Origin of the sequence: Solitalea canadensis DSM 3403, from assembly GCF_000242635.2 — a bacterium.
Lineage (GTDB): Bacteria > Bacteroidota > Bacteroidia > Sphingobacteriales > Sphingobacteriaceae > Solitalea > Solitalea canadensis.
Genome location: NC_017770.1, coordinates 5,049,387 through 5,062,178 on the forward strand (window position 1 = coordinate 5,049,387; position 12,792 = coordinate 5,062,178).

The following is a 12,792-nucleotide window of genomic DNA, read 5'->3' on the forward strand; positions in this document are numbered from 1 at the left end:
AAAAACACTTATGAATTTTCCAGCTGAATTAAAGTATACCAAAGATCACGAATGGGTGAAAGTTGACGGTAGTGAAGCGATTATTGGTATTACTGACTTCGCACAACGCGAGTTAGGAGATATTGTTTATGTAGACATTAACACTGTTGGTCAAAGCGTAAACGAAGGCGACATTTTTGGTACTGTTGAAGCAGTTAAAACTGTTTCTGATCTTTTCATGCCTGTTAGCGGAGAAGTTTTAGAAATCAATCCAAAACTTGATTCAAATCCTGAATTAGTAAACAGCGATCCTTATGGTGACGGTTGGATGATTCGCATTAAAATTGCTGATGCTGGTCAATTAGCTGCTTTACTTTCGGATGCAGATTATAAACAACAAATAGGCGAATAAATATGTGGTTCAAACAGATGCGTTTAGCGTTAGTTTGGGTAATTATCATATTTATCTTATGTAATATGAAGCCCTCGGAATTGCCGAGTGCTTCATATTTTTTTAAAGGCTTTGATAAGGTTGTACATGGTTCATTTTTCTTTGTACTTACTTTTTTATTAAGTCGTGGATTTTATCTTCAAACAAAATTTCCGCTCTTAAAATTATTACCCGTAACTTTTGCTACATTTATTTGTTTATTTTACGGCGGATTAATTGAGCTTATCCAACTGAAAGTTTTTACTTATCGTTCAGGTGAATGGGCCGATTTTATTGCAGATGCAATAGGAACGTTTTTAGGTACAATTCCATTTTTTATTTACAAAAGGATAATTGACAAACCCCATGAAAAGATTGCTTAAGCCTTTTTTAGTAATTATACTTTGCGCAGTAACATTAGCGGTGGGGTCTTGCGCCGGAAGCCGCTGTGGTTGCCCAACTGTAAAATATAGAGTAAGATAATTATATTGTTTTACTCCTAATTCATTCAACGCTTGTCAGGCTTCAACAGACTGATAAGCATTTTTTTTATCCCCCCTCTTAAGTTCTGTTTTGTAATACTATTACTACAGGGAAAGCCTTACTTGGAATTATTATAAATAAGGAGTACCTTGCGGAGCTATTTAAAATAACAATAGTCGGTACAACGTAAATCATAAACTATGAAGTAGCCCTGATTTACGAACTACTTCTCATTATATACTTACTTATCGTTATGAACTTGTCAGAGCTTGCTATCGGAGAAAGTGCTACCATTTCAGCGTTTACAGATCAGGAAATGTCTGTTAAACTTATGGAAATGGGTTGTTTACCAGGTGAATCAGTGAAATTAGAGCAGGTAGCTCCTTTAGGGGATCCCATTGCTATTACAGTTGCCGGTTACAAATTAAGCCTACGTAAGAGTGAAGCAGCAACAGTTTTATTAACCAAGTAATGAAGATATAGAGTGAGTGGACAATTAAAAGTTGCCTTAATAGGTAATCCTAATACCGGAAAATCAACCTTATTTAATGATCTTACTGGCCTAAATCAAAAAGTAGGTAATTTTCCTGGTGTAACTGTTGATAAAAAAACAGGCTTCGCCAAATTAATGAACGGTCAAAATGCTGAAATTATTGACCTTCCCGGAATCTACAGCCTTTATGCCAAATCGAAAGATGAACAGATCGCTTTTGAAGTTTTATATGACAAAAAAGGAAAACTTCGTCCAGATTTGGTTATCGTAGTTGCTGACGCCTCTAATCTTAAAAGAAATCTATTATTATATACCCAGGTTGCTGATTTAAATATTCCGGTAATTCTTGTGCTTAACATGATTGATGTTGCAAACAAAAACGGAATAAAAATAGACGTTGATAAGCTTTCATCCCGATTAGGAATTCGGGTAATTCCAGTAAATGCACGTGAGAATAAGGGTGTTGAAGAATTAAAGTTAGCCATTCATAATGCAACAAAAATAGCTACTCAAACGAAAACCATTGAAGTTGAGGAGCTCGCACCTGCTCTTATTGATGAAATTAGCCAGAATTTTAGTGTTAATAGCCCTTACGAGGCACTGCAGTTAGCTCATCAGCATGAGAATCTTTCGAGTCTCTCGACTACTGAAAGCGATCATATTGAGAGCTTGGAGCAAAAACATTCATTTCATTCATCTGACTCTCAAGCGAAAGAAACCGTCGCCCGTTATAATTACATAAACGACTTGTTGTTTGATTGTGTACACCAGGATGAATCGGCTAAAGGAGAGACGATTAGCAATAAGATCGATAAAGTATTAACACATCGATTCTTTGGATTATTAATATTTGTATTCATCTTATTCCTTGTTTTTCAATCAATATTCACCTTTGCGGAATATCCAATGGGATTGATTGAGACCGGATTTTTGTGGATTGAACAATGGTTGTCTGGTGTGTTACCAGCGGGAGTGTTTACCAGTTTGTTGATTGATGGTGTTGTGGCAGGATTGAGTGGGGTGGTCATCTTTATCCCTCAAATTGTAATTCTGTTTCTTTTTATTGCTATTCTGGAAGACACCGGTTATATGGCACGCGTTACCTTCATGATGGACAAACTCATGAGAAAGGTTGGCTTAAATGGGAAGTCGGTTGTGCCCTTAATTAGTGGTGTTGCGTGTGCTGTTCCTGCAATTATGTCTACGCGTACCATTGAAAACTGGAAAGATAGAATTATTACCATATTGGTAACGCCATTAATGAGTTGTTCTGCACGCCTTCCGGTTTATACATTATTGATTGCTCTAGTTGTTCCTGATAATAAACTTTTTGGATTCTTAAGTTTACAAGGTTTAACCTTATTAGGCATGTACCTGATTGGTTTTTTTGCTGCCATCAGTGCCGCCTGGGTAATGAAAAAAATTGTCAGGAGTCGCGAGCGTGGGTATTTTATTATGGAACTGCCTATTTATCGTATGCCAAGATGGTCACATATTGGTATCCAAATGTATGAAAAGGCAAAAACGTTTGTTACTGAAGCAGGTAAAGTGATTATAGCTGTATCTATTATATTATGGGTACTTTCCACCTATGGTCCTTCTGCAAAGATGCAGGCGATAGATAAAAAATATGAAGCACTTTTAAAAGCCCCAAATGCTGATGCTGCTCATTTAGAGCAAGAGAAAAGCGCTGAAAAACTAGAAACATCCTATGCAGGAATATTGGGTAGAACTATTGAGCCTGTTATAAAGCCATTGGGCTATGATTGGAAAATAGGAATTGCTTTAATAACATCTTTTGCTGCCCGGGAAGTGTTTGTTGGAACAATGGCTACAATCTACAGTGTTGAAGGTGGAGATGGTGATTTAATATCTGTTAGACAAAAGCTTGCTCAGGCAAAAGAACCCGACACTGGCTTACCTGTATTTACATTTGCTACTGCATTTTCATTGATGATATTTTATGCTTTTGCGATGCAATGTGTAAGTACAATTGCCATTGTTTATCGGGAAACAAAAAGTATAAAATGGCCGCTTATTCAACTCGGGTACATGACAACGCTTGCCTATGTAGCTAGTTTAATTGTTTACCAAGTTTTAAAATAGCCGTTCGGTTATTAAACGATTGTGTGTAAAGTTGAGTTGCTGTTTTGATAAAAGGTTCGTTAGTTTGCACAGCACAAATAAACCAACTTGGACAAAGTAAGTATTCTTCAAAAATATATACCAGCTCAAGCGGCTATTTTAATAGCTCGTTGGATAGATGAATATAAAACTGAGCTTAAAATAAGTAAAAGCAGAGCCACTAAACTCGGCGATTACCGACATCCCTATGGAGATAAAGGACATCGGATCTCTGTCAATTACAATCTAAATCAATACTCATTCCTTATTACTTTAGTGCATGAATTCGCACATTTGCTAAACTGGAACAGGCATAAGAATAAGGTGAAGCCACATGGTACAGAGTGGAAACAAGCATTTCAGGAGATGATGAAACCTTTTTTTGAGATGAAGATATTTCCTGTGGATGTAGAAATGGCATTGAGAGTTTATATGACTAACCCTGCAGCTTCAAGTTGCAGCGATATGAACTTGTTGCGTACACTCAAAAACTACGACAAAAAACAAGAAATCTTAGTAACAGTAGAAAGAATCCCCTTTAACGCAGTGTTTGCACTCCCAAATGGTCGTAAGTTTCAAAAATTAGCCTTGGTAAGAAAGCGTTTCAAGTGTGTTGAACTCAGCACTAAAAGAATGTACTTGTTTAATCCGCTGGCTGAAATTGTTGAGTTACAACAAGATTAACTTTTTCTGATCCTTAGAATATCTTCCCACTTCCCGTTTTCTGCATATTCTTTGATGATGTTATTTCTTTCGATCAATAGTTCTGTCATGTAATTGGTGAGGTATAAATTGTTAAAAATCTTTCCCGCAATTCCATAGGGAGATTCAAAGTTGAAACGATCAGTCATCATAGTCTTTGACTGAACGGACCGAAATAAATGCTCATGTCGAAAAGATTTAAATGCACCCAGAATCATTTCATCAACAAAATAAGTAGGGTATTTAAATGCAGTTATTTGGGATGTTAAAGTTTGCCAGGTATATAAATACCTTGCTCTCCAGGTAACTGATTCGTTAAGTTCAATTAGTCCTTGTGTTTTTCCGGCAACAGCCTTTTCACCTGTATGAGCTGTTGAAATAATATGAAGATCAATGCTTCTCGATAAGTCAAAGCAAACTTCAATAGCACCATTAATCTCAGTTTCTAATACAATTAGCGGCATTTGAATGTATTACTTGACTAGTTAGCGTCTGTAGGAATAGGAGCCTCAATATCTAAAACCACTCTCCAAAATCCTGAGTTTTCTTTACGCCAAATTCGTACATAATTTACATTTTGGGTTACCTTTTTCCCTTTTACAGTAGTGGTGGTACTTCCTGTTCCTGTTGTATAACCCAGATCTCTTGAAGGGGCAGAATAGACTTTATCTGTTTTATAGGAAAACTCAACTTGCTGTTTATTCAGAAACTCGATGGATGTACTTTTACCTAGAATTGGCCAGTTATTATTGCGTAATAATCTAACCTGGTTACTAAGAAATTCTTTATAACTGTTTTCAACTTTACCTCCATTTAACGCTGTACAATATAGCTCATCAGTCGCTTTTAAAATTTCCATGGAATGTTTTTGCTGTTCTTCAGCTATAAAATCGAGGGTGGCTCGTTTCATTCCAAAGGTCATTGGGTTATTATACTCAAATTGAGGTGCAAAGCCAGGTTTATCATGCGATATGCCGAGGTCAACCATTAACTCCCATTTCTTCTTTGGTTTAATCCAAATGGAAACGTATTGTCCATAATTAACAACCGTTTCGCCATTGTTATCGCTTTTATATTCAAATGGTCCTGTGGTATATCCTAGGGTCTGATCGTTTGATACATCGGCGTAAACAGGCTCCCAAGTAAGAACTCCTGGTATTCCTCCTATCGATTTAAAATAATTCACACCATTAACCGGTTGCGGTCTGAATACAACCCCATCTGGATACAATACAGATAAGAATGCATCTTTTATACCTTTTTCGGCAGAGGTCTTCGAAAACTGTTTTTCTCTGTTTACTAATTCTTCAATATAATCAGGAATACTTTGTGCAAAAATGTTTGTGGCAAGAAAAAGTAAAACTGACGTACTTATTAAGTATTTTTTGAATTGGGCTACTCTCATGAATAGAAGCATAAAATAATTAAGAGTGATAAAAATAACTGCTGGCACTATATAATTCAGTAAAAATTAATAAATTTCTGTATAAATCTATTCCTTTAGCTATAAACATACCACATTATGAAAAGAACGCTCTTATTTGGTTTTTTTATATCACTGATAAATTTTACTCAGGCGCAAGATCTTGATGCTTATAAATTAAGCGGCGGTTTAATGGTTAACGACAAAAAATACGTTACTTATGATAAGCTCCCTTTTTTTAAAGAATCGTTTTTAAAGGGCAAAATTGTCACAGATAAAGGCAAAGTGATTAGCCCGGTTAATTTACGTTTCGATATGTATGCTAATGAACTACAGTTTATAAAAGACAAACGAATTTATCTCGTTAGTGAACCGGTTAATGAGTTTGTTCTGTATCAAGAATCTGATTCGTTAAATTCCACTTTTATATTCAGGCGCTATAAATTGGATGTTGGAGGGAAGGAAGTTCCGGCTTTTTGTGAAGTATTGTATGATGGGGAAACGAAACTACTGAAGTATGTGAAGCGAAGCGAAACTGAAAAAGTAAACATGACGAGCGCTACTACCGTGAAAACCTTTATTGATTACGAAGTTGCCTATTTACAAAAAGGAAAAGACGGGAAACCGATTAAATTAGATAAAAACGGCAAAAACCTGTTGCCTTTACTTTCTGATAAAGCACAACAGGTTAATGAATATGTAAAAACTAATAGAATCAAACTGAATAATGAGGAGCAATTGGTTTCACTCCTTAAATATTATGACAGTCTTTAATTAAAGGGCACTCCATGTAGTGCCATCTTTGCTGTCTTTTAGCTGATAGCCGATTTCAAGCAATTTGTTTCTTATAGTATCTGAAGTAGCATAATCTTTATTTGCTTTAGCATTATTACGCATATCAATTAACAGATCAAGTACTTTTCCTACGTTATTGCTTCCATGTTCTTCTTTTTGTAATCCAAAGATGTCGAATAAGAAATCATTGAACAATTGTGTAAGCGTTTCAAGATCTTCTGCAGTAATTGTTTCAGAACCTGCTTTAACCGAGTTTATAATACGTACACCTTCGAATAATTCTGCAATGGCAATCGGTGTATTGAAATCGTCGCTCATGGCATTATAACAACGTGTTTTCAATGCGTTGATATCGGAAGTCGAACTGTCAGAAGAGTTAAGATCCTTCAAAAGCTCGTAAGCAGAAATCATGCGTTTAAACCCTTTTTCAGATGCATCCAAAGCCTCGTTAGAAAAGTCTAATGTGCTACGGTAATGCGCCTGTAACATAAAGAAACGAACAACTGTAGGGCTATAGCCTTTTTGCAACAATGGGTGATTTCCTGTAAACAATTCATGAGGCAGGAAACTGTTGCCTAATGATTTTGACATTTTTTGTCCATTCACTGTCAGCATATTGGTGTGAATCCAATAATTAGCCGGCGACTTTCCGCAAAAGGCGATATTCTGCGCGATCTCATTTGTATGATGGGTCGGAATTAAATCCATTCCACCACCATGTATGTCAAAATGTGCACCTAAGTACTTATTGCTCATTGCCGAACATTCGAGATGCCATCCTGGGAATCCCCAGCCCCAAGGCGAAGGCCACTGCATTAAGTGAACGGGCTTAGCTTTGATCCAAAGCGCAAAATCTAATGGGCCTTTTTTCTCTTCTTGTCCACCCAAATCACGGGTATTATTTAACAACTCTTCAATATTACGGCCGCTTAATACGCCATAATTCTGTTCCTTGTTATATTTTTCAACGTCAAAGTAAACGCTTCCATTTACTTCGTAAGCAGCTCCGTTTTCAAGCAAAGTGCGAGTCATTTCAATCTGCTCAATGATATGGCCCGTTGCTGTCGGCTCAATACTCGGTGGCAATGCATTGAAGACTTCCATGACTTTTCTGAAATCAACAGTGTATTTTTGCACGATTTCCATTGGTTCCAGCTGAGCCAGCTTCGCTTTTTTAGCGATTTTATCTTCCCCAAAATCCTGGTCACTTTCAAGGTGCCCTGCGTCAGTAATGTTGCGGACATATCTTACTTTGTAACCTAGATGAGAAAGATATCTGAAAACAATGTCGAATGATATAAATGTGCGACAGTTGCCCAAATGTACATCACTATAAACGGTTGGACCGCAAACATACATTCCCACTAATGGGCTGTTGATTGGTTTAAACTCTTCTTTACTTCTGCTTAGCGTATTGTAAATAAAAATGGGTTGCTGCATTGCTTATCTCTTTACTCTTGGTTGAAAACGGCACAAAATTAACAATCTTTATACCAATATTGTGTTTTTGATAGTTAGAATTTGAGTGCGTTGATGTTAATTAAGATTTACTCTTTTAAAATTATATCACTTCTAACCGGAAAATGGTCGGAAAGTTTTTGAGGGATGATTTTATAGGTCTGAGCTTCGAAGCTATTATCGTACAAAATAAAGTCAATCTGGAAATTTGGAAACGCTCCTCCATATGTTTTTCCGAAACCGACACCTTTTTGGCAAAAAGAATTATTCATTCCTTTTGAAACCGTTTGAAAGGCGTAAGAAACCGGCGTATCATTGAAATCTCCACATAATAAAACCGGATATGGACTGCTTTTTACGGCTTCCGAAACTAGTTTTGCTTGAATACTTCGTTTTTCGAAGGCTCTTTTCAGCATTCGGGCAATCCGGCGGGTAAGTACTCTGTCTGTTGATAAGGAATCCCGAACCTTTTGATAATATTCATAATCCTGCTGTTGGAAACTGATAGATTGCAAATGGATATTAAAAACCCTAACTATATTTCCTTTAATATTTAAATCAGCATAAACACACGTATTATCGGTTTTATCACTTGAAAACGGAATTTCTTTACCGGCTTCTATCGGGTATTTAGAGAAAATGGCAAGTCCGGTTGATTCATACTCATCGCCGATAATCTTTTTTACGTAATAATATTTTGTATCTAAAATGGATAAAATACTATCCTTGATATTGAATTTACCCCTTTTTCGTGAATAAAACTCCTGTACACAAAGTATATCAGGCTGTTCTTCTTTTATAAGCTCTAATATCTGATGTTTGGTTGAATCATCATTACTGCGTTTGTTCATCGGCCTGAAATAATGAGTATTATAACTCATTACTCTTATGGCGTTGTCTGGTTTATGGTCCAGATTATAGGGCATATTTAATCCAAAACTGTTCCGATGAATGGAGAAGCCAATTGCAATAACAAAGAGGGAGATCCAAGCAGGGCGTCGCCAAATAATTAGCCAAAAGAAAAAGAATAAAATATTCAGTAACAGAATAAAAGGGTAGGCCAAGCCGAAAAAGGCAATAGGCCAAAAATAAATAGGATCTATATAGGGAGCTAAGTAGCAAATCACCAAAAAAGCAGCGGTGACGAGATTAGCAGTAAATATAAATCTGTGAATTAAACTGCGCTTTTTATGATGCTTCATTCCTTTTCCTGGCTGGCTTTAAACAAAATCTCTTTCTCTTCTTTGGTTAGTCCTTCGTAACCAGTCTTGGAGATTTTGTCTAAAATCCGGTCAATGATTTCTTGTTTACTTGGTTGCTTTCTAACATTTTTACGTTCGTTTTCCGTGTTCTTATAAGCAACTTTCATTTTTGATTTTCTCTTAAAAAGGCTTGATATCTTTTTTCCGAGAGTTGAAAAAGGAGAGCTAATATCATTTCCTGCCCGTAACTGTTTGACATAGCAAAAACCTAAAATGGCGCCGCCCAAATGTGCAATATGTCCACCAGCATTATCACCGGTAATATTTATTAAATCAAGTAATACAAAGAATAATACAATGTATTTGATTTTGACCAGCCCAAATATGAACAGCATGAACTGATAGTTAGGTAATAGGGTTGCAGTAGCCACTGCAATAGCCAGAACACCTGCAGATGCTCCTAATGTGCGTGGGAGTAATGCATTGTTTTCAAACGCAGGAAATATATTGAACATCAGGATGAACAACGCGCCTCCGGTTAATCCTCCTAAAATATAGATCCATGCAAATTTTTTGCCCCCAATATATTCTTCTAATAACTGGCCAAACCAGTACAAGCCAAGCATGTTAAAAAGCAAATGGAAGAATCCTTCATGTAAAAACATGTAGGTGAACAAACTCCATGGCTGCTTAATTAATGCATCAAGAGAAGCGGGTACTGCTAAATAGGAAACAATTTTTGTGGATAAAGTTGGCTCCATTTTGAACAGAAGTTCAAAAACAGCGATAAGCTTTATTGCAAAAAACACAAAAACGTTTATGGCGATAAACTGATGAAGTTTTCGTTGCGGACGGAAGAGTACTTGTTTTAATTCTTCTACTAAACTCATGATCAATAATATGAACCTGGCTTACGAATTTTCCAAACTTTTAATAAAATAAAACCAAATAGCATGCCGCCTAAATGCGCATAGTGAGCTACGTTGTCACCTGGGCGATTAGCGATGCCCATCCATAGCTCAATTGCACCATAAATGATTACAAAGTACTTAGCTTTTATCGGAAAGAAAAAATATACATACAATAATGATTCGGGAAATAACAACCCAAATGCGAGTAGTAAACCAAACACTGCACCTGACGCCCCTATCGTAGGAGTGCTGTAAATATCCTGAATTTTTGCCATAACTACCGGGTTTGTTATATCCGTTTCTTGCGAATAAGGAATAAATGTGCCCGTTAGTTGATAAACCTGATAAGCACTTAATGACAACTGTAATATCATGGCACCAATTGCTGTAATCATATAATATGAAAAGAACCGTTTAGAACCTAAATAGTTTTCTATTACACTTCCAAACATGAACACCGCAAACATATTAAAGAATATATGGCCAAAATCATATTGCAAAAAAGCGTAAGTTATTAATTGCCATATTCTGAATAAAGGTGAATCAAAGTAAAAAGCTGCTCCATATCGAATAATAAAGTCATGTAAAATAGGATTAACACGCATGGCTATAAAAAACAGCACATTTATTATTAATATGTTCTTAACCACTGGCGGTAGCATCGCAAAAGGCGACGGTCTGTACTCTGTCATATAAATTGTTAAAACTGCGTTTAAAAGTCTACCGCAGAAGTTAGTTACTCATTAAATAGTTCAAAAAAACGTTTATCGATCAGTTAAAATCAGGATGAGAATCTTTTCAGTAATTCATCCAAACCAATAGTAATAAAAGTTGGCTTGCCTGCTACAGAAACTTTTGGCATCTGGCAGGCAAAGAGCTCATCGATCAGCAAAGTCATTTCTTCTTTTGTTAGTGGTGTGCCTGCTTTTAAAGAAGCGTTTTTGGCTAATGATCTAGCTAAATTATCTCGTTTATCTAATTTAAGAATTGTTGCATTCTGCTTAAAGTTTTCGAGCAGGTTTTCTAATAATAATGCTTCATTTCCACCTGCAACGTCTGATGGAACCCCATCTACTACCACTGAATTTCGGCCAAATTCCCTTATATCAAATCCTAACGCTTTGATTTCATCCATCATTTCTTTTAATAGCTCAAAATCTGCAGGTGATAGTTCTAAATTCTGCGGAAATAAACTCTGTTGGCTATTCGCTTTATGTGTATCCAGTGAATTTAAATAACGTTCATATAAAACCCTTTCGTGCGCAGCTTGCTGATCTATTACAATAAAACCTGATTTGATAGGTGATATAATATACCTGTTATGTATCTGAAACGATTGATTTTCGTTGATCTTATATTTAGGAGATTCTGTCTCTTGCTCCGGTAGGTTGAATAAGGGGTGAGTATGAACTTCTTTTTTCCCTTCATCTTCCCGTACAATTTTATACAGCTGTTCCCAATTTCCCATGTTAAGTGAAGGTGATGATGTTTGTCGGAATGAAGACCCTCCTGAACGAATATTATCTTGTTCAAACGGGTTAAAGTCAGGGTTTACTGTAATCGTAGGCAGTTTTATATTGGCAGTTGAAGGAACAAAGTCGCGAAGTGCTGTACTACTTGGCGCTGCATCAAAATCAATGGCCGGACTAATATTGTATTGTCCTAACGATCGTTTAACGGCCGAACGGATAATCGCATAGATAACTTTTTCATTATCAAATTTAATCTCAGTTTTTGTTGGATGAACATTAATATCGATATGTATAGGATCGATGTTAATGAACAATACATAAAACGGGTAGGAGTCGTTAGGGAGTAACTCTTCATAAGCCGTAGCGACTGCATGATTCAAATAAGCATCTTTTATAAAACGATTATTTACAAAGAAAAACTGTTCTCCACGTGTTTTTTTGGCATTCTCTGGTTTTCCGATAAATCCTTTTATGCTGATTATATCGGTTTGTTCTTCCATTGGAACCAGGCGTTCATTATAACTGTTTCCAAAAATATGAACAATGCGTTGCTTTAAAGTTCCTTTGGGTAAGTGAAAAACCTCTTGTCCATCATGATGCAAACTAAAGAAAACAGATGGATGAGCTAATGCAACGCGCTGAAATTCATCAATAATATGACGCATTTCAACAGGATTGCTTTTCAGAAAGTTGCGACGTGCCGGAATATTGAAAAACAAGTTTTTGGCAGCGAATGAAGTTCCAGCACTGCAGCTGCATGCTTCTTGCGATTTAACCTCCGATCCTTCAATAATTAGTTGCGTGCCGATCTCATCTTCGTGCCGACGGGTTTTCAATTCAACCTGCGCAACAGCTGCAATAGAAGCCAGTGCTTCTCCACGAAAACCCATAGTTCTGATGGCGAACAGGTCTTCAGCTTTACGAATTTTAGATGTGGCATGTCGCTCAAAAGACATACGGCTGTCTGTTGCACTCATACCACAGCCATCATCAATTACTTGAATTAAACTTTTGCCAGCATCTTTAATGATTAATTTAATAGCGCTTGCTCCTGCATCAATGGAGTTTTCAATCAACTCTTTTACCGCTGAAGCCGGGCGCTGCACTACTTCCCCCGCTGCAATTTGGTTGGCTACTGAATCTGGTAATAGTTGTATGATATCTGACATGCGCTTGTTTTATTTTTGTGTCGGAAGCTGGTATGTATTGCTAATATAGATGATCAGGTATCCGGATTGTTAATTAACAAATTGATACTTCAAGAGTTTTAATGCCCCCTTTTTGATACCTGCCACTAATATCTTGGTACTAAGAGCTAAC

Annotated in this window: 13 protein-coding genes; 6 read left to right on the forward strand and 7 right to left on the reverse strand. The window is 36.6% G+C overall.

What is annotated here, in order from left to right:
- The first annotated feature begins 10 nt into the window (after positions 1–10).
- The 5 genes from gcvH to SOLCA_RS21340 all read left to right on the forward strand — a co-directional run bounded on the left by gcvH (position 11) and on the right by SOLCA_RS21340 (position 4,193).
- A complete protein-coding gene (gene gcvH, locus SOLCA_RS21320; protein WP_014682563.1) occupies positions 11–391 on the forward strand; it encodes a glycine cleavage system protein GcvH in 381 nt (126 codons plus the stop codon).
- A gap of 65 nt (positions 392–456) precedes the next feature.
- Positions 457–792, forward strand: a complete 336-nt coding sequence (locus SOLCA_RS21325) for a VanZ family protein (protein ID WP_157604626.1) — start codon at positions 457–459, stop codon at positions 790–792.
- A gap of 353 nt (positions 793–1,145) precedes the next feature.
- Positions 1,146–1,364, forward strand: a complete 219-nt coding sequence (locus tag SOLCA_RS21330; RefSeq protein WP_014682565.1) for a FeoA family protein — start codon at positions 1,146–1,148, stop codon at positions 1,362–1,364.
- Between the two features lie 12 nt (positions 1,365–1,376).
- Positions 1,377–3,491, forward strand: a complete 2,115-nt coding sequence (feoB, locus tag SOLCA_RS21335; protein ID WP_014682566.1) for a ferrous iron transport protein B — start codon at positions 1,377–1,379, stop codon at positions 3,489–3,491.
- Between the two features lie 87 nt (positions 3,492–3,578).
- Complete coding sequence (locus tag SOLCA_RS21340) at positions 3,579–4,193, forward strand: SprT-like domain-containing protein (RefSeq protein ID WP_014682567.1); 615 nt, start codon at positions 3,579–3,581, stop codon at positions 4,191–4,193.
- Here the strand turns inward: SOLCA_RS21340 and SOLCA_RS21345 are convergent.
- A complete protein-coding gene (locus SOLCA_RS21345) occupies positions 4,190–4,675 on the reverse strand; it encodes an SRPBCC family protein (RefSeq protein WP_014682568.1) in 486 nt (161 codons plus the stop codon). The genes SOLCA_RS21340 and SOLCA_RS21345 overlap by 4 nt on opposite strands.
- Positions 4,676–4,692: 17 nt before the next feature.
- A complete protein-coding gene (locus SOLCA_RS21350; protein ID WP_042480351.1) occupies positions 4,693–5,616 on the reverse strand; it encodes a DUF4440 domain-containing protein in 924 nt (307 codons plus the stop codon).
- 117 nt (positions 5,617–5,733) lie between these two features.
- Here SOLCA_RS21350 and SOLCA_RS21355 point away from each other — a divergent pair, with 117 nt between their 5' ends.
- Entirely contained in the window at positions 5,734–6,408 is a 675-nt protein-coding gene (locus SOLCA_RS21355) for a hypothetical protein (protein ID WP_014682570.1), read from the forward strand.
- Here SOLCA_RS21355 and cysS read toward each other — a convergent pair whose 3' ends face one another.
- The 5 genes from cysS to mutL all read right to left on the reverse strand — a co-directional run bounded on the left by cysS (position 6,409) and on the right by mutL (position 12,641).
- Positions 6,409–7,869 (reverse strand): cysteine--tRNA ligase, encoded by a 1,461-nt coding sequence (gene cysS / locus SOLCA_RS21360; protein WP_014682571.1) that lies wholly within the window; start codon positions 7,867–7,869, stop codon positions 6,409–6,411.
- A 107-nt stretch (positions 7,870–7,976) separates the two neighbouring features.
- Positions 7,977–9,089 (reverse strand): endonuclease/exonuclease/phosphatase family protein, encoded by a 1,113-nt coding sequence (locus SOLCA_RS21365; RefSeq protein WP_014682572.1) that lies wholly within the window; start codon positions 9,087–9,089, stop codon positions 7,977–7,979.
- The gene (locus SOLCA_RS21370) at positions 9,086–9,979 is read right to left on the reverse strand and encodes a rhomboid family protein (protein ID WP_014682573.1); all 894 of its coding nucleotides are present in this window, start codon (positions 9,977–9,979) and stop codon (positions 9,086–9,088) included. The genes SOLCA_RS21365 and SOLCA_RS21370 overlap by 4 nt, the downstream gene beginning before the upstream one ends.
- A gap of 2 nt (positions 9,980–9,981) precedes the next feature.
- A complete protein-coding gene (locus SOLCA_RS21375; RefSeq protein WP_014682574.1) occupies positions 9,982–10,692 on the reverse strand; it encodes a rhomboid family intramembrane serine protease in 711 nt (236 codons plus the stop codon).
- Positions 10,693–10,781: 89 nt separating this feature from the next.
- On the reverse strand, positions 10,782–12,641 hold the full coding sequence (gene mutL / locus SOLCA_RS21380) for a DNA mismatch repair endonuclease MutL (protein ID WP_014682575.1): 1,860 nt from the start codon (positions 12,639–12,641) through the stop codon (positions 10,782–10,784).
- Positions 12,642–12,792: the final 151 nt, after the last annotated feature.